Here is a 21,288-nt window from a genome sequence, read left to right on the forward strand (position 1 = left end):
CGCCACATGCGTTCTTAAATCCCGTGAAGCGCGTGTTTCGAACTGTGCTAAGACTACCCATACCACGAAGCTTATGTACTGTGGGTTCCTTTGACACGGTGTATGGGAGACACGAAGCGTGGTCGCGAACGGAAGGGCATGGACAAGCGCGAACAGCAGCAGATGCGTCTGGCCCGGCGCGAACTCGAAGCCAGCGAGGAACCGCCGGAGCCGGAGGACGACGAGTTGAGTATCGGCGACTAGTCCACCCACCGTTCGAGACCGTCACGTTCTCGTTTTTTCGTCACCCGTCGACCGCGAACGGACTCTCGCGCTCCGTCCACGCCCACCCGGGAAGCCGTGTCTGGACCCCCGCCGCGAGCGCGGCGTCGAGGTCGTCGACGCCGGCGGGCCCGTCCGTGTGCGAGCGGACGTCGGCGTAGTGAAAGGTGGCCTCGGCGAGCAGTCGCAACGGCTGTCCGCCGGCGACCATCGCGGCCAGTTCGCGCCCGAGGAGTTCGTCGACGACGAACCCGGGGTAGTCGTCCTGGACGTCGAGGTCACGCAGAATCCCGGCGAGGGCGGCGACGTTGACCGCCCGGTCGCCGTCCGCGAACACCGCGTCGATGGCGTCGTGGTACTGCTCGTCGTCGATGGACGCGACGTCGGTGTCGAAGTGCCTGCCGAGTTCGTCGCGGACGTCGTTGACGAGCGGAACGACTGTCTCCGCGCGGGCGTGAATCCGGTCGTACTCCTCGGCGACGGACTCCGGTGTGAGGTGCATACGCTACCCGTATTGCGAAGGCTTTTATATTGTGCGCCATCTAGCCACGAATAAGCGGGTTTTCGAAGGACTACTCCCCGCGGAAGCCCGGGCGTCGGCCCGGCGCGAACCGCATTCACCGATGACCCTCACAACCTCGCGGACGACGCTGTTACGTTCTGTCTGTTCCACACCTCGCGACGTGAGTCGGGAGGACAGCGACGGCCTCGTCCGCACCCCGACGACCCGCACTCGTTGACCATGAGCACGGTAGACCAGCAACTCGAAGAGATTCAGGATACGATAGAGAGCGAGATACCGCCGGACATCACCGTTACGGAGGTGAAGTACGAAGGTCCCGAACTCGTCGTCTACACGCGGGACCCGAAACAGTTCGCCCAGAACGGCGACCTCATCCGTCGTCTGGCGAGCAAACTCCGCAAACGCATCACGGTCCGACCGGACCCCGACGTCCTCACGCCGCCCGACCAGGCGCGTGCCGCCATCGAGGACGTCATTCCCGAGGAGGCCGGCGTCACCGACCTCGACTTCCACGAGGACACCGGGGAAGTCGTCATCGAGGCGCAAAAGCCCGGGATGGTCATCGGCCGACACGGCTCGACCCTCCGGGAGATCACCCAGGAGGCCGGGTGGACGCCGGAAGTCGTCCGGACGCCGCCCATCGAGTCCTCGACCGTCAAGAACGTCCGCAACTTCCTCAAACACGAACGCGAGGAGCGCCGCGACATCCTCGAGAAGGTGGGCCGACAGATCCACCGCGAGGAGATGTCCGAGGACGAGTACGTCCGCATCACGACCCTCGGCTGCTGCCGGGAGGTCGGTCGCGCGAGTTTCATCCTCTCGACGCCCGAAACGCGCATCCTCGTCGACTGTGGCGACAAGCCCGGTAGCGAGGGCGAGGTGCCCTACCTGCAGGCCCCCGAGGCGAACCCGCTCAACTCCATCGACGCGGTCGTCCTCACCCACGCCCACCTCGACCACTCCGCGTTCATCCCGCTGCTCTTCAAGTACGGCTACGACGGTCCCATCTACTGCACGGAGCCGACCCGTGACCTGATGGGCCTGCTCACGCTGGACTACCTCGACGTCGCGGCCAAGGAGGGCCGCACGCCGCCCTACGAGTCCGAGATGGTCCGCGAAGCCATCAAGCACTGCATCCCGCTGGAGTACGGCGACGTCACGGACATCGCGCCGGACGTCAAACTCACCTTCCACAACGCGGGCCACATCCTCGGCTCCGCCGTCTCTCACTTCCACATCGGCGACGGCCTCTACAACGTCGCCTTCTCCGGCGACATCCACTACGAGGACACCCGCCTGTTCAACGGCGCGGTCAACGACTTCCCGCGCGTGGAGACGCTCGTCATGGAGTCGACCTACGGCGGTCGCAACGACTACCAGACCGACCAGGCCGACTCCGAGGAGAAACTCAAGGAACTCATCAACGAGACCTACGAGAAGGAGGGGAAGGTCCTCATCCCGGCGTTCGCCGTCGGCCGCTCCCAGGAACTCATGCTCGTCCTCGAAGAGGCGATGCGCGAGGGTGACATCCCGACCATGCCCATCCACCTCGACGGCATGATCTGGGAGGCGACGGCCATCCACACGACCTACCCCGAGTACCTCCGCGACGACCTCAGAGACCGCATCTTCCACGAGGACGAGAACCCCTTCCTCGCCGACCAGTTCAACCACATCGACGGCGGCGAGGAAGAGCGTATGGACGTCGCCGAGGGCGAACCCTGCATCATCCTCTCGACTTCCGGGATGGTCACCGGCGGTCCCATCATGTCCTGGATCGAGCACGTCGGTCCGGACCCGGACAGCCGGATGGTGTTCGTCGGTTACCAGGCCCAGGGGACGCTCGGCCGCCGCATCCAGAGCGGTCGCGACGAGGTGCCCATCGGCGGCGGCGGCGGCCGCACCGAGCACCTCAAACTGAACATGGACGTCGACACCGTCGACGGGTTCTCCGGCCACGCCGACCGCCAGGGACTCGAAGACTTCGTGCGCACGATGAACCCGCGCCCCGAGAAGGTGCTCTGTGTCCACGGCGACGAACGCTCGACGCAGGACCTCTCCAGCGCGCTCTACCACGAGTTCAACATGCGGACGTTCGCGCCGAAGAACCTGGAGACGTTCCGCTTCCTCTAGGCGCACCCCACCCTCGACGGTTCTCGTTCTTTCGGCGCCGCCCGGCCGCTACACCGTGAGTAACGACTTTGCCGCTGCCCCCGAGACGACGAGTATGCGCATCGCACTCATCGCTCACGACGAGAAGAAGCCCGAGATGATGGAGTTCGCGGCCCACCACGAGGTGACCCTCCGGGAGTTCGAACTCGTCGCGACCGGGACGACCGGGAAGCGACTGATGGAGGTGACCGACCTCGACGTCGAACGCAAGGAGTCGGGACCGCTCGGCGGCGACCTGATGCTCGGCGGCGAAGTCGCCGCCGGCGAGTGCGAGGCCGTCATCTTCCTCCGCGACGTGCTCGACGCCCAACCCCACGAACCCGACATCTCGGCGCTCCTCCGCATCTGCGACGTCCACGACGTGCCACTCGCGACGAACCTCGCGAGCGCGGAGTACGTCCTGGAAGGGTTGCGGACGGACCTCGACTAACTGGACCCGGGCGCCTCGCTCGGGTCGGCGACCTCCCCTGACTCGGGGTAGACGCCCACCTGGTCGCACAGGTCGGCCAGCGGGCAGGCCTCGGGGTCGTCGAGACACGCCGGCTTGCGGGCCGAACAGTAGTCGCGGCCGAACTGGATCATCGCGGTGTGTCCGAAGCCACACTTCTCCGCGGGGACGTCGCGTTCCAGATACTCGCGGACTTCCTCGTGGTCGGCGTCCGGCGGCGCGAGACCCATCCGCCGTGCGATACGGTGGACGTGTGTGTCCACGGGGAAGACGCCCTCGCGTCCGCCCGCGAAGAGGAGGACGCAGTCGGCGGTCTTCGGCCCGACACCCTTCAGGTCGAGGAGCGTCTCGCGGACCGTCTCGGGGTCGGCCTGCTTCACCCACTCGTCGAAGCCGTCCGCGCCGCCGTACTCCTCGACGACGTGCTGGGCGATGTCGATTATCCGCTCGGCCTTCTGGTTGTAGAGTCCGGCCGAGGAGATGGTCTCGGCGAGTTCGTCGTGGGCGGCGTCTGCGAGCGACGACGCGAGGTCCGTCTCTCCCGACTCCGCGTCGCCGTACCGCTCCACCAGCGCGTCGTGGGCCGGTTGGCTCGCCACGTCGCTCGTGTTCTGACTCAGAATCGTCCGGACCAGACACTCGAAGGCGTCCTGCCCGCCGTACGTCTTCTGCCAGTAGATGTCGCCGAGGCGGTCGACGACCGCCTCAGCACGCGTCTCTGCGTCTTCGGCCGGTTCGAACGCGGCGGCCCGGCCGCCACCGTCCGGACCGCCGGAGATGTTCTCTGCTGGCTCCCCCGAACTCCGCTCGTCCGACATGGCTCGACGTTCCGTCCACGCCGGGTTAAAGCCGTCTCTCCCGGCCGCTCACGCTTCGACGGTGAGTGTGAGCGTCAACTTCGCCCCTTCTTCGAGGGCTTCGACCATCTCGCGGTCGAAGTCGGCCGCCGCCTTGTCGGCCTCGACCATGATGGTGCGCTCGTCGACGTAGGTGCTCGTCCGACCGACGGCGCCGCGTTCGCTGCCGAAGTCGAGGTCCGGGTGCCCCCGCCCGGTGACGATTTCGGTACGACCCGCCACCTCGAACATCGCCGTGATCGTCGCGTCCGGGTCCTGGCAGGCCGTCATGAACGTCGGGTCGAAGTCCGTCGGCGCGCGGTCCGCCTCGACGGCGAGGATGCAGTCCCCCGCAGGTGTGAGGTAGTCGTCGGTGGTGACCTCGAAGGTGCTCTCGTGCTCGGCGGTGACGTTCTCGTGGCCGTGCGCGTGGACGACTTCTTCGTGTTCCATGCTCGACGGTGCGGGGGCCACCCACTTGAGACCCATTCTTTTATACGCACGTCGAACCTCACCGCGGCGTAGAGACGCCGCGTGCCCGGGTATTGGTAGCTGTTTGCACGGTCGGGTCGAGCGCAAATTTTATAAGTCAGCATCGGCTACTGACTATTACCAGAACGCTACGGGCGTTCAGCACGCATCGCTCGAGAATGAACCGACGCTCTCCTCAATGGGATGTCGCGACACGTTCGAGCGATTGCTGCACAGCCGTCCGGGCGGGTATGGCACCGAGGTTCAACTAATGTCCGAGGAAAGTGAAACCAACATCGAGGTATCGAACGCAGACGAGCTCATTACTGACGAAGAACTCCAGAACAAGTCCAAGGGTCAGCTCATCAAGAAGGCTGGCCAGTTCCGCGACCGCCGGAACGAGCTCAACCAACTCGCGAGCTCCCGCGCCTCCAAGCGTGACGACCTGAACGCGAAGACGCGCGAGAAGGTCGACGAGGCCCAGGAACACCGCGAGAACCGTGACACGCTCAACGAGCGCGTCCAGGAGCACAAGGAAGTCCGCAACGAGCTGAACGCGGAGGCGAACGAACTGTTCGACCGCGTCGAGGACCTCAAGGAGGACCTCGAACTCGACGAGGGCAAGGACCTGGAGGAGCTCAAAGAGGAGATCGAACAGCTCGAGTTCAAACAGCAGACGGAAGTTCTCTCCTCCGAGGAAGAGCAGGAGCTCATCCAGAAGATCGAGAACAAGCGCGAGCAGTACCAGAGCCGCAAGGAGAAGCTCGAAGACTCCGGCGACCTCGAGGAACTCGTCGAGGAAGCCGAGGAAGTCCGCGCCGAGGCCTCCAAGCACCACGAGAAGGTGACGGAGCTCGCAGACCGCGCGCAGAAGCACCACAACGAGATGATCGAGGCCTACCGAGAGGCCGACGACATCCGTGACGAGGCCGACGAGATGCACGAGAAGTTCGTCGAGGCCCAAGAGGCCGCCGACGCACACCACGAGGCCTTCGTCCGCGTCCAGAAGCGCCTGCGCGAACTGGACAAGCAGGAAGAAGAAGAGCGCAAGGAAGAGCGCGAGGCAAAGCAGGAAGAGGCCCGCGAGGAAGCCGAGGAGATCTACGAGCGCTTCAAGGAGGGCGAGACCCTCGACACCGAGGACCTTCGCAAGCTCCAGAAGACCGGTCTCCTGTAATCCGGTCACTCTACTCTCCGTTTTCTCCCGTTTTCTCGCCGCGTAGTGGCGACGCCGTCGGTCAGCGTCGCCGCCGAGCGGACCTTTAACCACCCGCCGGCCGAACGCGGACCACATGGATACGACTGGCAAGCGACTCGGCCGACTCGCCCTCGCCCTTATCGGCGGCGTCGTCGGCCTGGTAGTCGGGTGGGTACTCTTCGTCGACTTCGGCGGGACGACCGGGCGCATCCTCGGCGTCCTGCTGGCGCTCGCCGTCGGGATTCTCGGTCTCCGGACCGCGGGCAACCTCGCGGAGAACGTCCTCGCGCCGTACAACGTCGCCGAGGTCGCCGTCGAGGGGCCGATCACCCGCGACGGCGGGAGTCCCCTGCCGACCCAACCCGGCGGCGTCCCGGCCGACGCCGTCGTCGAGCAGATCGAGCAGGCCGACGAGGACCGCAACGCCGACGCACTCGTCGTCCGGTTGAACACGCCCGGTGGCGAGGTCGTCCCCAGCGAGGACATCCGCGACGCCGCCGCGGCCTTCGACGGGCCGACCGTCGCCTACGCCACCGACACCTGCGCGAGCGGTGGTTACTGGATTGCCAGTGGGTGCGACCACGTCGTCTCGCGCGAGGGGAGCATCGTCGGGAGCATCGGCGTCATCATGTCGAACGTGAACGCGAAGGAACTCGCCGACAAGGTCGGCCTGGAGTACGAACGCATCGCCGCCGGCGACTACAAAGACGCGGGAATGCCCCTCAAGGAGTTCACCGAAGACGAACGCGAGTACCTCCAGGGCATCGCCGACGAGTACTACGAGCAGTTCGTCGAACGCGTGACCGCGGGCCGCGACCTCAACCCCGAGACGGTCCGGGAGACGGAGGCGCGGGTCTTCCTCGGTCCCGAGGCGAAGGACCGCGGCCTCGTCGACGAACTCGGCGACGAGGAGACGGTCGAGGACTACCTCGAAACGGAACTCGGTCGACCGGTCGAGACGCGGGAGTTCGTCCCGCCCACCTCGCCGGTCGAGCGCCTTCGCGGCGGTGCGGCGTCCGTGGCCTACGCCTTCGGCGCGGGGGTGGCGAGCGTCCTCGGGTCCGACGGCGCCTCCGGGTTCCGACTGCGGTAGGGAGTAGGGAGAGTTTTACCCGTGGGTGACGACGGTTCACTCAGCGAATGCATACCCTCGTGGTGTGTGTCGACCGGACGGGCGACGTTCCCCAGCGGACCGGTGTCCGGCCGCCCGTCGCCGGGTGGGAGGCGGTCCAGTCACTCGTCCTCGACTTCGGGGTCGCCGACCCCGAGGACTCGACCGTCAACTGCCTGCTCGAAGGCCTCCGGTTGACACGCGACCTCCGCGACGCCGACGAGGAGGCGACCATCGCCGTCGTCTCCGGGACCGCCGAGTCCGTCGTCGGCGCCGACCGCGCCATCGCCGACCAGGTCGACGAGTTGCTGGAGCGCTTCGACCCCGACTCGGCCGTCGTCGTCGTCGACAGTACCGAGGACGAGCGAGTCGTCCCCATCGTCGAGAGTCGCGTCACCGTCGACTCCGTCGACCGCGTGGTCGTCCGGCAGGCCCGCGACATCGAGTCGACCTACTACCTCCTCAAGCAGTTCCTCGCCGACGAGGAACTCCGCGGGACGGTCCTCGTCCCGCTCGGTATCGTCCTCCTCGTCTTCCCCGTGTTGCTCACGCTGACCGACAGCCTGGCGATCGCCGTCGCGAGCATCACGGCCGTCATCGGCGTCTTCCTCCTCTACAAGGGGATGAACGTCGACGAACACCTCGCGGACCTCCCGGCGGAGGCACGCGACGCGCTCTACTCCGGGCGCGTCTCCATCGTCACCTACGTCGTCGCCGGTGGGCTGGCCCTGGTCGGTCTCTTCGCGGGCGCCCTCGGCCTCTCGAACCTCCCCGGCGAGTGGGGCGAGTTCATCAGCACGATGGCGTTCGTCTACTACAGCGCGCCGTGGCTCGCGCTCGCCGCACTCGCGGCGAGTACGGGCCGCCTCCTCGACGAACTCATCCGCAACGAAGAGGTTCGGATGTCGTACCTCAACCTCCCGTTCGGAGCCGTCGCCGTCGGCTTCGTCGTCCGTGGGTTCTCGGCCTACTTCCTCGAAAAGGCCGGCGCGCTCCCGCCGCTAACGGTGCCCGCGATGGACGTCGGCGTCGTCTCGACGGAGACGTTCGTCCTCTCCCCGGAGGAACACCTCGCGGCCTTCGTCCTCGTCGGCGTCCTGATCAGTCTCGTCGGCATCCGCATCGCCCAGTCTCTCAGCGGCGAGGAGTGGGAAGAGGAGGAGTCCACCGAAGGAGACGGGCCGGAGGACGAGCGTGAGGAGCACCCGAACTGAGTGACGCGTGCGGTGGTGGCGAGTTCGTCGTGCCTTTATCCGCCGATACCGAAAGGTACCCATGAGTGACGGTCAGTGGGTGAGCCTCTTCTCGGGCGGCAAAGACTCCAACTGGGCGCTCTACCGGGCGTTGGAGGAGGGTCTCGACGTGGGCCGCCTCCTCACGGTCCACCCGGAGGGCGACTCCTACCTGTACCACGTCCCGGCGACTCGGCTCACCGGTCTCGCGGCGGAGAGCATCGGTATCGACCTCGTCGACGTCGAACCCGACGACTTCGAGGCCGAGTCGGTCACCGACTCCAGCGCGCAGGGCGACGCCGAACTCGAACCGATGGAGCGGGCGCTACGTGACCTCGCCGACGAACTCGATGGTGGACTCGCCGGCGTCACCGCCGGTGCCATCGAGAGCGAGTACCAGACCTCGCGCATCGAGGCGATGTGCGAACGCCTCGGCTGTGACCTCTTCGCGCCGCTCTGGCGACGCGACCCGCTCGACCTGGGGGCGGCGATGCTCGACGCTGGCTTCGAGATCACCATCCTGCAGGTCGCGGCGTACGGACTCGACGAGTCGTGGCTCGGGCGCACTCTCGATTACGAGGCGCTCGACGAACTCGCGACGCTGAACGAGGAGTACGGCGTCCACCCGCTCGGGGAGGGCGGGGAGTTCGAGACCTTCGTGACCGACGGCCCGCACATGGACCGACCCATCGAACTGGCGTTCGACACGGTGTGGGAGGGGGACCGCGGCCACGTCGAGATCACCGACGCGCGGCTAGCGGAGTAGGGGCGAGCAGGCGTCGCAGCGAAGTCGGCGGGCAGTCGCGACGCACGTTCGGAGAACTGGCTGTCCCGCCACAGGGGTCAGGTCACGCGGTACAGTGGCCGCGCCTTCGGACAAAAGGGTTCGCTCGGATTACTCGAGGTCGACGTCGGGCGTTTCGTTCGAGATGGTCGTGTGGGCGCCGATGAGTGCGCCGGCGAAGTCGATGTTCTCGAGGCGCGTGTTCTGGTCGATGATGGAGTCGCGGACGTCACAGTCGCGGAGCGTGGCGTCGGGGAAGACGACGCTGTTGTCCAGACTGGAGTTGACGACCTCCGCGCCGGACATCACGTGGACGTTCTCGCCGAGGACCGAGTTCTCGACGGTGGCGTCCTCCGCGACGAGGTTCTCGCCGCCGAGTTTCCAGGCGACGGCGTCGAGGTAGCTCTCGGGCGTCCCGATGTCGAACCACGCGCCCTCGAAGGTGTAGGCGAAGACGTCCTTCCGGGACTGGAGCCACTGGACGAACCAACCGGGTTCGTCGGGGTTCTCGCCGGCTTCGAGGTACTCGCTCAGGAGCGGGACCGTCTCCTCGGTGAAGCCGTAGCAGGCGATGGAGACGAGGGTGCTCTTGGGGTTCTCGGGCTTCTCCTGGAAGTCGACGACCTGGTCGCCGTCGAGGTCGACCAGCCCGTAGGACTTCGCGCGTTCGAGGCTGCCGACGTCGTAGGCGGCCAGCGACGGCGAGTCCTTCTCCTCGAAGAAGTCGAGGAAGTCCGCGATGTCGAAACTGATGAGGTTGTCACCGGCGATGACGAGCGTGTCGTCCTGGATGTTCTCGCGGTCGACGAGTTGGGCGAGCGCCCCGATGACGCCGAACTTCTCGTCTTCCTCGGTGGTCTCCTCGATGGTGAGCGTCGGTTTCTCGTAGTCGCGGTCGTCGAGGAACTCCGCGAAGTCGTCGGCGAATCGCTCGTTCGTGCTGACGTACACCTCGTCGACGCGGTCGTCCGCCTCGAGTTCCGAGAAGATGTCGTCGATGACGGTGGACTCGCCGACCGGCAGGAACATCTTGGGCCGGTTCTTGGTGATGGGCCACAACCGCGTCGCGTAGCCCCCGGCGAGGACGATAGCCTTCATACCCAATCGGTTTCTCCCTGTAGATAAGTCCTTTTTGCTCGCCGATTCGCCGTAAGAGAGAAGCGGGGACTCGACTACTCGATCTTGAACGCCGGTTCCTCGATACCCTCGTGTTTGCACTCGGGACAGCGCGAGGGAACGTTCAGCGGGTCGTCGAAGTCGGAGAAGCCACACTCCCGGCACTCCGGCGGCCGGACGAGCAACTCCTCGTCGGTGCCGTCGAGGCTCTTCGAGACGTGTTCGACGTGCCGGAGCGCCGCCCCGACCGAGATGCCGAACTCCTCGGAGAGTCCGCTCGGCGTCGCCGGTTCCTCGCGGAGGAGGTCGGCGATCTGCTGTCGGGTGGTCTGCTCGGTGTCCATACTGGGTGTACGCAGTCTATCGGTTTGTACGTCGTGGTCGACGCCTCAGAACCCGAGTCGCTCGCCGGGGTTCGTCGACATGTCGAGTCCGTCGCTCTCGGTCTCGCCGACGCAGACGAAGTCGTACGCCTCGTCCGTAAGGAAGACACCGCCGTCGCGTACCTCGACGTCGACCTCGGTGAGGTAGGACCCCTCGCAGGGGCCGAAGTCACAGTAGCCGGTCTCCTTCGAGAAGGTGGCGCCGTGTTTCGCGCAGACGAGTCGGTCGTCGCGCTCGGGGGCGCCGTCCCCGCGGTCGAGGTTCACGTCGGTCCAGTGTTGACACACGTTCTCCCAGGCGAAGAGGTGACCGTCGACGCGGACGAGGATGACTTCGACCTCCTCGCCGTCCGACTCGGCGGTGAACAGGAACGACCCCTCGTCGGGGACGTCGTCGGCCTCCGTGATTCGGGTCCCGTCGCTCATCGGTGACGAGTACCTGCTGGCGGGGTTTGAACGTGTCCGTTCACCCCGACGCCGGGACCGATTTAGTAGTGTTCGCGCTCGACCACGTCGTCGAAGGCGTCGGCGAGGTCAGCCGTGACCGGCCCCGGCGCCGGGAACGCCTCGCCGTCGACCCGGGCGACCGGCCGGACCTCCCACGTCGTGTTCGTGCAGAACACCTCGTCGGCCCGGCGGACCTGCTCGGGTTCGTAGAAGCCGGTCTCGACCGGAATCCCGCGGTCGTCGGCGAGGTCGAGGACCACGTCGCGGGTGATGCCGGGGAGGACCGGCCCGTCGAGCGAGGGGGTGTGGAGCGTCCCGTCGTCGACGAAGAAGACGTTGCTCGTCGCCCCTTCCGCGACGAAGCCGTCGACGTCGCACACGAGGGCCTCGTCGGCGGTCTCGGAGAGTTCCCGCCGTGCGAGGATGCCGTTCAGGTAGTTGTGTGTCTTCGCGCTCGCGGGAATCGCGGCGTCGGGAATCCGTCGCGTCTCGACGGTATCCACACCGGCGGGACCGTCCCACACGTCTGCGCCGTCGACGCCACCTCGTGGGAGGGGCTTGACCATCACGACGACCGTCGGGTCCTCGACGGGCCGGGGTGTGAGCTTTCCCTGCTGTGCTCCCCGGGTGACCGAGAGACGGACGTAAGCGTCGTCGAGGTCGTTCGCGGCGAGCGTCTCGTCCACGCGGGCGCGGAGGTCCGAACGGGAGAGACCGTGGTCGATGCCGAGCGTCTCGCAGGTCGCGTCGAGGCGGTCGGCGTGGGCGTCCCAGCGGAAGACGTCGCCGCCGTAGGCCCGGAGCGTCTCGAAGGCGGCGTCGCCGTACCTGAACCCGCGGTCGGCGACGTTCACCGTCGCCTCCGATTCGGGGACGAGGTCGCCGTCTACGTGGTACTGCACGTCTCCTCCACGAAGTTCCGCACCAGTCGTTTGCCGATTTCGAGACTCCCGGGGTTCGCGGGGTCGCCGGTCAGGATGCTCTCGGGGTGGAACTGGACGCCGACGTGGGGTTTCTCCCGGTGGCGGACGGCCATCAGGAGGTTCGCATCGTCGTCCGTCGTCGCCGTCTCTTCGAGCACCTCGGGGAGGTCCTCGCGTTCGACCGCGAGCGAGTGGTACCGTCCCACCTCGAAACGGTCGGGGAGACCGTCGAAGACACCACGGCCGTCGTGAGAGATGGTCGAGGACTTGCCGTGGACGACTTCGGGCGCCCGGACGACCTCGGCACCGTGGACCGCACAGAGCGCCTGGTGGCCGAGGCAAACACCCAGCACGGGCCTGTCGAGGTCGAAGACGTCCATCGAGATACCCGCCTCTCGGGGCGTGCCGGGACCGGGTGAGACCACGACTCCCTCGGGGTCGAGGTCCCGCACCTCGTCGAGTGTGATGCGGTCGTTGCGCCGGACGACGAGGTCGTCGGTCACCTCGCCCACGTACTGGACGAGGTTGTAGACGAAGGAGTCGTAGTTGTCGACGACGAGGATAGTCACTCGCCCTCCACCTCCAGGTCCGCCTCGACGGCGGCGTCGAGGGCGTTGACCATCCCCCGCGCCTTGTCGAGTGTCTCGTCGTACTCGGCGTCGGGGTCCGAGTCGGCGACGATACCCGCACCCACCCGGAGGTGGTACTCGTCGGCGTGGCGGACGAGCGTCCGGATGAGGATGTTGAACGTCGCGCGACCGTCGAAGCCGGCGATGAAGGCGCTCCCGGTGTAGGGGCCGCGACGGGTGTCCTCGACGCGGTCGACGAGTTCCATCGTCTTCGGTTTGGGCGCGCCGGTGATGGTGCCGCCGGGGAACATGGCCGCCACCGAGTCCCCGAGCGACGTCCCCTCGCGGAGTCGGCCCTCGACGTCGGAGACCAGGTGCATTACCTCCGAGTAGCGGTCGACGCGGCGGTACTCGGCGACGTCGACGCTCCCGTACTCGGAGACCTTCCCGAGGTCGTTACGTTCGAGGTCGACCAGCATCGCGTGCTCGGCGCGTTCCTTCTCGTTCTCGCGGAGGTCGGCTTCGAGGCGTTCGTCTTCGGCCTCGGTGTCGCCCCGCGGCCTGGTCCCCGCGATGGGTTCGGTTCGGACCCGTTCGCCCTCGCGTTCGAGGAGGAGTTCGGGGCTCGCGCTCACGAGGTCGACGCCGGGGAACTCCACGAGGCTGGCGTAGGGCGCGGGGTTCACCTCGCGGAGCGCGGCGTAGAGGTTGACGGGGTGGACGGCGGCCGGCGCGACGAGTCGGTGTGAGACGTTCGCCTGGAAGGTGTCGCCCGCGCGGACGTGTTCCTGAATCGTCTCGACCTTCTCGCGGAAGTCGGCACGCCCGCAGTCGCTCTCGAAGGTCGGGTCGGCACCGGGTGCGGGCGCGTCACCGACGTCGGGGTCGCCCTCGGTGACGCGGGCCGCGAGCGCGAGCGCCCGGTCACGGCCGCGTTCGAAGGCGGCGTCCGGGTCGTCGACCCGTGGCGCCGCGACGACGTAGAGCGGGTCGCCCGCCTCGAAGGGTTCGCGCCACGCGACGAGTCGGTCGTACGTGGCGACCTGGAGCATCGGGAGGTCGCGGTCGGCCGTCGCGCTGTCGGGGAGGGTTTCGAGTTCCCGGACCGCGTCGTAGGAGAGCCACCCGACGTGTCCGCCGGGGAACGGGACCGGGCAGGAACCCTGGGCGAGTGTGTCGGTCTCGAGGCCGTCGAGCGTGTCGAAGGCGCCCGCGTCCGCGACCTCGCTCAGTTCGGACGGAGCGACGCCGAAGTAGCCCCAGTCTGCGTCTTCGAGGGGGCGGCCCCTGCTCTCGTCGTCCTCGTCGTCAGCCGTGACGCCGCCGGTCTCGAAGAAGAAGGCGGGTTCGTCCCCGCGAGCGCGGCGGAACGCCTCGTACGGGTCGTCGACCGGGAGGTGGACCTCGACGGGGACGCGGACGGTCCCCTCACCCGCTCCGTCGGCGTCGCGGGCCACTTCGCGGAACGTATCGCGGGACGTGACGAGTCGGGCCGCGTCCGTAACCATACCCGAAAAGAGCGTCGTCGTCTCCCGTGATTCTTCCGGTCGGGGACGACTACTCGTGGCTCTCGAGACGGTCCTTCGCGCGCTGGACCCAACGCCCGACGCGCTTCTCCGAGAGGTCGACGTCCGCGGCGAGTTCCTCGGGGTCCGCCTCGGCGAGGTCGGCTACCGTCTCGACGCCCGCGTCTTCGAGGCGGTCGGCGTACGACGGGCCGATGCCCTTGAGAATCTCGACGCTCTCCGCACCTTCGCTGTGGGGCACCTCCTCTTCGGTCTCCGGTTCGATCTCGTCGACGTCGGTCCGCTCGTCGGCCTCGCCGGGTTCGGCGGCACTGGCCTCGGCCGTCTCGGCCCGTTCGGCCGGCGACACCTTCTCGCCCTCTTCGACGTGGTCCTCGACGAGCGACTCCGTCGAGGCCTCGGCGTCGGTACCGGCCGCGGCAGTCTGTCCGTCGTCGACTTCCTCCTCGGAGAGGGTCTCCGTCTCCCGCTCCGGTTCCTCGACTTCGTCGCTGGCGGGTGCGCCAGCCTCCGCCTCGGCGGGTTCGGCCCGTTCGTCGGCCGAGACTTTCTCACCCTCCTCGACGTGGTCCTCGACGAGCGACTCCGTCGAGGCCTCGGCGTCCGTCTCGGTCGCGACAGGTTCGTTCCCACCGGAGCCCCCGCGCTCGACGGTCACGTCGACGGTACTCCCCTGCTTCGACTCCTCGGTGCCGAGCCCGAGCAACGACTTCAACTTCGATAGCAGTCCCATTACGCGGCGGTAGAAGCGCCCTCCACTTAAAGCCGTGCCCGGAGTGTGGCGTTCATCGCGTCGACGGGGGCCGAGACGTCCGTCCACCGCTCGAAGGCGGCGACGCCCTGGAAGAGGAGCATCCACGCGCCGTCGATGGTCGTCGCACCCGCGTCGGCGGCCTCCCGGAGGAGTCGCGTCTCGAGCGGCGTGTAGACGGCGTCCATCACCGCGAGGTCCCCGTGGAGCAGGTCGGCGGGGACCGGTGACTCGTCTTCTTCCATCCCGACGCTCGTCGCGTTCACGAGCACGTCGGCGTCGGGGACGAGGTCGGGCAGGTCGTCGAGTGCGTGGCCCGTCCCGCCGACGGCATCGGCGAGTTCGCGGGCCTTCTCGACGGTTCGGTTGACGACGTGGACGTCGGCGCCCTCGTCGGCGAGCATGTAGGCGACGGCTCGGCCGGCCCCGCCCGCACCGACGAGGACGGCGTCCGACCCGGCCAGGGTGACGTCGTGGTGGGCGAACGCCCGGCGTGCGCCTTCGGCGTCGGTGTTGTGACCGGTGACGACCGGGCCGGTGAAGTCGACGGTGTTGACCGCGCCGATGCGCGTCGCGAGGTCGTCCGGTTCGACGTGGTCCAGCACGTCCTGTTTGAACGGGATGGTGACGTTCAGCCCGCGGATTCCGAGGGCTTCGGCGCCGTCGATGGCGTCGCCGAGGTCGGCCGGGTCCGGTTCGAAGGTGACGTAGCGGGCGTCGATGTCGCGTTCGGCGTAGGCGGTCTCGTGCATCGGCGGGGAGAGCGAGTGACCCACCGGGTTGCCGAGGAGTCCGTAGACGTCCATACTGGGAGGGTGTCACGGAGCGACGAAAAAGGCGCGGTCGCGAAGCGGTCGGCGCTCCCGGGGTCGACGTCCTGGGGCGGGTGGTCAGTGCCCGCCAGCCGTCCGCAGTCCGAGGAAGAAGACGTGGTAGACGAGGACGAGGATGAACAGTGCGTAGAAGACACCGCCGATGAGGAACGGCCGCGGGTTCATCGGTTCGTCGCCGCTGGAGTGCGCGCGGGCGAGGAGGATGACGCCGCTGATGACCGCGAGGATAACCGAGAACGCGTTGAGGAAGCCGGTCGTCCCCCAGTTGAGCGTCAGGTCCCAGTCGGTGAAGACGATACCGAGGGTGACCGGGAGCGTCCCCTGGAACGCCATCGCCCCGGTGATGTTACCGAGTGCGAGCGTGTCCTTGTCGCGGGAGATCCAGAGGACGGAGTTGAACTTCTCGGGGAGTTCGGTCGCGAGCGGCGCGATGAGGAGCGCGACGATGGCGACCGGAATACCCAGAATCTCCTTGGAGACCCACTTGACCTCGCTGACGAAGAGGTGTGCGCCGGCGATGATGATCGCGAGTGCGAACAGCGTCTGGAGCGCGACGAAGAAGAGGTGGGGGTTCTCACCGTGCTCGCGGGGGTCGTAGCCGAGTTTCGCCGCGAACCGTTCGAAGATGAGGCCGAGGTGGAGTTCGTCGAGGTCCTCGGTCTCGACGAGTTCGCCGCTCTGGAGCGAGAGGTAGAGGTAGAGGAGGTAGAGTCCGACGAGGGACGCGCCCATCACGAGTTCGAGCGTGCGACTGTGGACGAACGCCGCGGAGAAGGCGATGATGTAGCCGACGAGGAAGAAGGAGACGTCGCGCTTGGTGGACTTCTTGTTGAAGTGCATCTGGGCGCCGTGCATCCGGCGGTTGCGGAAGTAGTAGACGCTCCCACCGACGAGGAACATCGCGATGGTCGCGAGCATGAACGGGGCGCCGAGGATGGCGCCGACGCCGACGTGCGAGGCCGACTCGCCGCCCTGGATGATGGCCATGACGGGGATGAGTGTCTCGGGGAGTGCCGTCCCGACCGCGGCGAGGATACTCCCGGTCGCACTCTCGGAGACGCCGAGGCGGTGTCCGAGCCACTCGACGCCGTTAGTGAACACTTCTGCTCCGAGGAGGAGGAGCGCGAACGACCCGAACAGGAGGATCGTCCTCCCGACCGTGCCGTCGAGGAACGCCGGCGCGAAGCCTGTCATGGACGTGGATAGTGCCAAGGGCCTGTTAAGCGGTTCTATTCGTACCGACTTTCGACGCCCTCAAATTCCGGCCGCCGCTTCTCCCGCGTATGACTATCGGCATCGTCGTGAGTGAGGCGGACGAAGCCTCCGCACACGTCGGCGAACACCTCCGCGAACTCGGCGAGTGGGAGCGCGACGGCGACGCGCTCCGGGACGGCGACCTCGAACTCCGGACGTTCGAGGACCTCCACATCCACCTCGACGGCGTCGCCGAGGCGTTCGACGACCCCGACTACGTCGTCTTCGCCTCCCGCCACTCGGGGGAGACTGGCGCGTTGCTCACCGCCCACTTCACCGGCAACTTCGGCGAGGCGGAGTACGGCGGCGCGGACCGCGACCTCGCCGAGACCTGTCCGAACGCCGCTAAACACGTCCTCGACGCGATGGAAGACTACGCGCCCGAGGAGTACGAGGTCGGCATGGAGTGCACCCACCACGGCCCGACCGACGTCGGCGCGCCCGCCATGTTCGTCGAACTCGGCAGCGGCGAAGAGCAGTGGGCGGACCCCGACGCCGCCGAGGCGGTCGCCCGCGGCATCCTCGACCTCGACGGCGTCGACCCGACGACCGAGCGGACCGTCGTCGCCTTCGGCGGCGGCCACTACGCGCCGCGACCGACCCGCATCGTCCGCGAGACCGCGTGGGCGGTCGGCCACGTCGGCGCGGACTGGTGTCTGGACGACCTCGGGAAGCCCTCGGCACACCACGAGGTCGTCGCGCAGGCTTTCGAGAACAGCGGGGCCGAACGGGCCGTCGTCGACGGCGACCACCCCGACCTCGAAGTGACCATCGACGACCTCGGCTACGAGGTGCGCTCGGAGACGTGGGTCCGGGAGGTCGGCCGGACGGACCTCGACCTCGTCGACGCGCTGGAGTCGGACCTCGAACGCGTCGAGGACGGACTCCGCTTCGGTGAGTCGGCGCCGGACCACGACACCGACGAGTACGTCGTCCGCGAGGTCCCCGGAGACCTGTGGGACGCCGCCCAGGCGGTCGACCCCGAGGACGCGCTCGACGCCGTCGCAGCGCACGCCCTCGCCTACGAGACCGTCGAGTCGGGCAATCGCGTCCAGGGGCGGGCCGCGTTCGCCGGTGTCGACGACTACGACGCGATGGTCGACCGACTCGCCGAACTCCTCGACGAGGAGTACGAGTCGGTCGAGCGCGAAGCCGACCGGGTCGTCGCCCAGGTCGAGACGTTCGACCCCGCGAAGGCCCACACGCTCGGCGTCCCCGAGGGGCCGAAGTTCGGTCGGCTCGCCGCCGGCGAACCCGTGACCGTCGACAACCGGGAGATTCCCCCTGAGACGGTCCGTACGACCGAGACGAAGGAGTTCCCGGTGTAGCCACGCGAGCGTCTGACACCCGTCACACCCTGAGGGGAAAGGTCATTAAGCTTCGCCCAGTACGATAGAAGCAGAAATGGATTCGATTGTGCAGGATGCAATCGACGAGGCCGAGGAGGCGGAGGCAGAGGAGTCCTCCACCCCGGCCGCGTCCGGCCAGGGTTCTGGTTCCGGCGGGTCTGCGAGCGGTCGCATGTCCGACGAAGAGTTGATGGGGGTTCTCGAAGAGCTCCAGACGAACATCACCGTCGTCGGGTGTGGGGGCGCGGGCAGTAACACTGTCAACCGGATGGCTGAAGAGGGCATCCACGGCGCGAAACTCGTCGCAGCGAACACCGACGTCCAGCACCTCGTCGAGATCGAGGCGGACACGAAGATTCTGATGGGCCAGGAGAAGACCCAGGGCCGCGGTGCCGGGTCGCTCCCGCAGGTCGGCGAGGAGGCCGCCCTGGAGTCCCAGGAGGAGATCGGCGAGGCCATCAAGGGCTCGGACATGGTCTTCGTCACCGCCGGTCTCGGCGGTGGGACCGGGACCGGTTCGGCCCCGGTCGTCGCGAAGGCCGCCCGCGAGGCCGGCGCGCTCACCATCTCGGTCGTCACGACGCCGTTCACGGCCGAGGGTGAAGTCCGCCGGACGAACGCCGAGGCCGGCTTGGAGCGTCTCCGCGACGTCTCCGATACGGTCATCGTCGTCCCGAACGACCGCCTGCTCGACTCCGTGGGTAAACTGCCCGTCCGTCAGGCGTTCAAGGTCTCCGACGAGGTCCTCATGCGCTCGGTGAAGGGCATCACCGAACTCATCACCAAGCCCGGACTCGTCAACCTCGACTTCGCCGACGTCCGGACCGTCATGGAGAAGGGCGGCGTCGCGATGATCGGACTCGGCGAGTCCGACTCCGACGCGAAGGCCGTCGACTCCGTGAAGAGCGCGCTCCGCTCGCCACTGCTCGACGTCGACATCTCCGCGGCCAACTCCGCGCTCGTCAACGTCACCGGTGGTCCCGACATGTCCATCGAGGAGGCCGAGGGCGTCGTCGAACAGATCTACGACCGCATCGACCCCGACGCCCGCATTATCTGGGGGACCTCCGTCGACGAGGAACTCGACGGCACCATGCGGACGATGGTCGTCGTCACCGGCGTCGAGTCGCCGCAGATCTACGGCAACGAAGAGTCCAGCACCGAGCAGACCGCCCAGACCGGTCAGGACATCGACTTCGTCGAATAGTACCTTTTTTTACTCGTCGGGTGCGCCTCCGGCGCACCGCTCCTCGCAAAAAGCTACGCTAAAAAACTTCCCGCGCTCACTTCGTTCGCGCGGTGAACCACTCACTTCCGGGTCCTAACGGACCGCTCGTTCGTGGATGCTCGTAGTGGTCGCTCGTCCTCGTGAACGGTTGCCCCCAGCCAAAGCTACAACTTCCCCGCTCACCCACTGCACGGTATGTCCGACCCCACCACAGACGTCGACGTGCCGTCGCCGGGCGTCATGCCCGCGCTCGTGACGCCGTTCGACGCCGACGAGTCGGTCGACCACGACGCGCTCTCCGAACTAGTCGAGTGGACCGTCGAGCAGGGCGTCGACGGTCTCGTCCCCTGCGGGACGACCGGTGAGTTCGCCAGCATGTCGGCCGCCGAACGGCAGGCCGTCGTCGAGACGACCGTCGGCGCCGCCGACGGACGTGTCCCCGTCGTGGCCGGGACGGCCGCGACGACCGTCGACGAAGTCGTCCACCACACCGAGGCGGCCGCGGAGGTCGGCGCCGACGGCGCCCTCATCACCGACCCGTTCTTCCACTCCGCGAACGCACCCACCGGCAACGAGCGGTTCTTCCGGCGGGTCGCCGACCGGACGCCGCTCCCGCTCTACCTCTACAACATCCCGATGACCGCGGGCGACAGCGTGGCGGCCGAGACGGCCGCCGCGCTCGCCGAGCACGACGCCGTCCACGGTATCAAGGACACCAGCGGCGACTTCAGCTACTTCGAGGAGGTCCTCGCCGAGACGCCGGACAACTTCCGCGTCCTGCAGGGGTTCGACGACCACTTCGTCGGCGGCGCGGCGATGGGCAGCGACGGCGGCATCAACGCCCTCGCGAACGTCGTCCCCGACGCCTTCCGCTCGCTCTGCGACGCACTCGACGCGGGCGACGTCGCACAGGCGCGAGAGATTCAGCGCGACGTCCTCTCCCCGCTGTTCGCGACGTGCCTGCAGTACGGCTTCGCCCCGACGACGAAGGAACTCCTCGCAGCTCGCGGCGTCGTCGACGCGAGGACCGTCCGGCCCCCGCTCGTCGAACTCGACGAAGAATCCCAGTCGGCCGTCGACGACGTCCTCGACGACGCACTCGCCCGCCTCGAGTAGCGAGGCCGGATTCGCGCGCCGGCCGGAAGTACGAAAGATAGAAAAGTCGCGACCGCGAATCCCGACGCATGGACGTTCCCTTAGAGCTCTCTTCGTACACCAGGGTACTCAAACTCGCGAGTACCCCCGACCGGGAGGAGTTCTCCCAGGTCGCGCTCATCGCCGGCGCCGGCATCCTGCTCGTCGGACTGATGGGCTTCACCATCTTCGTCGTCATGAACGCCCTGCCGCCCTAGAACCATGTCGATATTCGCAGTCAAGACCACGGCCAGCCAGGAACAGACCGTCGCGAGCATGATCGCCAACCGCGAGGAACCGGAGATCCACGCGGTGCTCGCGCCCGAATCGCTCACGAGTTACGTGATGGTCGAGGCCGACGGCACCGCCGTCCTCGAACGCGTCATGGACGAGATTCCTCACGCGCGTAGTCTCGTCCCCGGCGAGTCCTCCATCACGGAGGTCGAGCACTTCCTCTCGCCCAAGCCCGACGTCGAGGGCATCGCCGAGGGGGACATCGTCGAACTCATCGCCGGCCCGTTCAAGGGCGAGAAGGCCCAGGTCCAGCGTATCGACGAGGGCAAAGACCAGGTCACCGTCGAACTCTACGAGGCGACGGTCCCGATTCCGGTCACCGTGCGTGGCGACCAGATTCGGGTCCTCGACTCCGAGGAGCGGTAACCACTCACTTTCCACCGCTTTTCCTCCAGGTTTCCGGCCGAGCGCCAGCGAGGGCGGAAAAGTGGGCGACATCAGATTC

At 67.3% G+C, this 21,288-nt stretch carries 24 protein-coding genes; 12 read left to right on the top strand and 12 right to left on the bottom strand.

Annotated elements, in window-relative coordinates; all coding sequences use genetic code 11:
* The first annotated feature begins 102 nt into the window (after positions 1-102).
* The gene (locus P0Y33_RS09045) at positions 103-243 is read left to right on the top strand and encodes a hypothetical protein (RefSeq protein WP_279527085.1); all 141 of its coding nucleotides are present in this window, start codon (positions 103-105) and stop codon (positions 241-243) included.
* A gap of 40 nt (positions 244-283) precedes the next feature.
* Here P0Y33_RS09045 and P0Y33_RS09050 read toward each other — a convergent pair whose 3' ends face one another.
* Positions 284-763 carry a hypothetical protein gene (locus tag P0Y33_RS09050; protein WP_279527086.1) on the bottom strand — a complete coding sequence of 160 codons (480 nt, stop codon included), beginning with the start codon at positions 761-763 and terminating at the stop codon, positions 284-286.
* Positions 764-1,003: 240 nt separating this feature from the next.
* Between P0Y33_RS09050 and P0Y33_RS09055 the strand changes: the two genes are divergently transcribed.
* Entirely contained in the window at positions 1,004-2,917 is a 1,914-nt protein-coding gene (locus tag P0Y33_RS09055; protein ID WP_279527087.1) for a beta-CASP ribonuclease aCPSF1, read from the top strand.
* 94 nt (positions 2,918-3,011) lie between these two features.
* Positions 3,012-3,386 carry a methylglyoxal synthase gene (locus tag P0Y33_RS09060; RefSeq protein WP_279527088.1) on the top strand — a complete coding sequence of 125 codons (375 nt, stop codon included), beginning with the start codon at positions 3,012-3,014 and terminating at the stop codon, positions 3,384-3,386.
* Here the strand turns inward: P0Y33_RS09060 and P0Y33_RS09065 are convergent.
* Positions 3,383-4,222, bottom strand: coding sequence for an endonuclease III domain-containing protein (locus P0Y33_RS09065; RefSeq protein ID WP_279527089.1), 840 nt, complete (start codon positions 4,220-4,222; stop codon positions 3,383-3,385). The two genes, P0Y33_RS09060 and P0Y33_RS09065, sit on opposite strands and share 4 nt — an antisense overlap.
* A 48-nt stretch (positions 4,223-4,270) precedes the next feature.
* Entirely contained in the window at positions 4,271-4,693 is a 423-nt protein-coding gene (locus tag P0Y33_RS09070; protein WP_279527090.1) for a DUF371 domain-containing protein, read from the bottom strand.
* 289 nt (positions 4,694-4,982) lie between these two features.
* Between P0Y33_RS09070 and P0Y33_RS09075 the strand changes: the two genes are divergently transcribed.
* From P0Y33_RS09075 to P0Y33_RS09090, 4 genes are all read left to right on the top strand, one after another.
* Positions 4,983-5,888 (top strand): coiled-coil protein, encoded by a 906-nt coding sequence (locus P0Y33_RS09075; protein ID WP_279527091.1) that lies wholly within the window; start codon positions 4,983-4,985, stop codon positions 5,886-5,888.
* 115 nt (positions 5,889-6,003) lie between these two features.
* Positions 6,004-7,002 (top strand): signal peptide peptidase SppA, encoded by a 999-nt coding sequence (gene sppA / locus P0Y33_RS09080; RefSeq protein ID WP_279527092.1) that lies wholly within the window; start codon positions 6,004-6,006, stop codon positions 7,000-7,002.
* 47 nt (positions 7,003-7,049) lie between these two features.
* Positions 7,050-8,234: a DUF373 family protein gene (locus P0Y33_RS09085; protein WP_279527093.1), complete on the top strand. Its 1,185-nt coding sequence runs from the start codon at positions 7,050-7,052 to the stop codon at positions 8,232-8,234.
* 61 nt (positions 8,235-8,295) lie between these two features.
* The gene (locus tag P0Y33_RS09090) at positions 8,296-9,018 is read left to right on the top strand and encodes a diphthine--ammonia ligase (RefSeq protein ID WP_279527094.1); all 723 of its coding nucleotides are present in this window, start codon (positions 8,296-8,298) and stop codon (positions 9,016-9,018) included.
* Between the two features lie 129 nt (positions 9,019-9,147).
* On the opposite strand, the gene P0Y33_RS09095 is transcribed toward P0Y33_RS09090, so the two are convergent.
* The 9 genes from P0Y33_RS09095 to P0Y33_RS09135 all read right to left on the bottom strand — a co-directional run bounded on the left by P0Y33_RS09095 (position 9,148) and on the right by P0Y33_RS09135 (position 16,778).
* Entirely contained in the window at positions 9,148-10,134 is a 987-nt protein-coding gene (locus P0Y33_RS09095) for an NDP-sugar synthase (RefSeq protein ID WP_279527095.1), read from the bottom strand.
* 74 nt (positions 10,135-10,208) lie between these two features.
* Positions 10,209-10,496, bottom strand: coding sequence for a transcriptional regulator (locus P0Y33_RS09100; RefSeq protein ID WP_279527096.1), 288 nt, complete (start codon positions 10,494-10,496; stop codon positions 10,209-10,211).
* Positions 10,497-10,541: 45 nt separating this feature from the next.
* Complete coding sequence (locus P0Y33_RS09105; RefSeq protein WP_279527097.1) at positions 10,542-10,961, bottom strand: Rieske (2Fe-2S) protein; 420 nt, start codon at positions 10,959-10,961, stop codon at positions 10,542-10,544.
* Positions 10,962-11,023: 62 nt separating this feature from the next.
* Complete coding sequence (locus P0Y33_RS09110; RefSeq protein ID WP_279527098.1) at positions 11,024-11,884, bottom strand: aminotransferase class IV; 861 nt, start codon at positions 11,882-11,884, stop codon at positions 11,024-11,026.
* Positions 11,869-12,474, bottom strand: a complete 606-nt coding sequence (locus P0Y33_RS09115; protein ID WP_279527099.1) for an anthranilate synthase component II — start codon at positions 12,472-12,474, stop codon at positions 11,869-11,871. Before P0Y33_RS09115 ends, P0Y33_RS09110 begins: the two co-directional genes overlap by 16 nt.
* Positions 12,471-13,982 carry an aminodeoxychorismate synthase, component I gene (pabB, locus tag P0Y33_RS09120; protein ID WP_279527100.1) on the bottom strand — a complete coding sequence of 504 codons (1,512 nt, stop codon included), beginning with the start codon at positions 13,980-13,982 and terminating at the stop codon, positions 12,471-12,473. The genes P0Y33_RS09115 and pabB overlap by 4 nt, the downstream gene beginning before the upstream one ends.
* 49 nt (positions 13,983-14,031) lie before the next feature.
* Entirely contained in the window at positions 14,032-14,733 is a 702-nt protein-coding gene (locus P0Y33_RS09125) for a helix-hairpin-helix domain-containing protein (protein ID WP_279527101.1), read from the bottom strand.
* 26 nt (positions 14,734-14,759) lie between these two features.
* Positions 14,760-15,557 (bottom strand): shikimate dehydrogenase, encoded by a 798-nt coding sequence (locus P0Y33_RS09130; RefSeq protein ID WP_279527102.1) that lies wholly within the window; start codon positions 15,555-15,557, stop codon positions 14,760-14,762.
* A gap of 84 nt (positions 15,558-15,641) precedes the next feature.
* Positions 15,642-16,778 (bottom strand): sodium:calcium antiporter, encoded by a 1,137-nt coding sequence (locus P0Y33_RS09135; protein WP_279527103.1) that lies wholly within the window; start codon positions 16,776-16,778, stop codon positions 15,642-15,644.
* Between the two features lie 89 nt (positions 16,779-16,867).
* Between P0Y33_RS09135 and P0Y33_RS09140 the strand changes: the two genes are divergently transcribed.
* The 5 genes from P0Y33_RS09140 (at position 16,868) to P0Y33_RS09160 (ending at position 21,209) form a co-directional block, all read left to right on the top strand.
* The gene (locus P0Y33_RS09140; protein WP_279527104.1) at positions 16,868-18,166 is read left to right on the top strand and encodes a D-aminoacyl-tRNA deacylase; all 1,299 of its coding nucleotides are present in this window, start codon (positions 16,868-16,870) and stop codon (positions 18,164-18,166) included.
* A 76-nt stretch (positions 18,167-18,242) separates the two neighbouring features.
* The gene (gene ftsZ, locus P0Y33_RS09145) at positions 18,243-19,394 is read left to right on the top strand and encodes a cell division protein FtsZ (RefSeq protein WP_279527105.1); all 1,152 of its coding nucleotides are present in this window, start codon (positions 18,243-18,245) and stop codon (positions 19,392-19,394) included.
* Between the two features lie 216 nt (positions 19,395-19,610).
* Positions 19,611-20,531 carry a 4-hydroxy-tetrahydrodipicolinate synthase gene (dapA, locus tag P0Y33_RS09150; RefSeq protein ID WP_279527106.1) on the top strand — a complete coding sequence of 307 codons (921 nt, stop codon included), beginning with the start codon at positions 19,611-19,613 and terminating at the stop codon, positions 20,529-20,531.
* 68 nt (positions 20,532-20,599) lie between these two features.
* The gene (locus P0Y33_RS09155) at positions 20,600-20,767 is read left to right on the top strand and encodes a protein translocase SEC61 complex subunit gamma (RefSeq protein WP_279527107.1); all 168 of its coding nucleotides are present in this window, start codon (positions 20,600-20,602) and stop codon (positions 20,765-20,767) included.
* A gap of 4 nt (positions 20,768-20,771) precedes the next feature.
* Positions 20,772-21,209 carry a transcription elongation factor Spt5 gene (locus P0Y33_RS09160; RefSeq protein ID WP_279527108.1) on the top strand — a complete coding sequence of 146 codons (438 nt, stop codon included), beginning with the start codon at positions 20,772-20,774 and terminating at the stop codon, positions 21,207-21,209.
* Positions 21,210-21,288: the final 79 nt, after the last annotated feature.

The sequence above is a fragment of the Halospeciosus flavus genome, assembly GCF_029814175.1.
GTDB classification, from domain to species: Archaea; Halobacteriota; Halobacteria; order Halobacteriales; family Halobacteriaceae; genus Halospeciosus; species Halospeciosus flavus.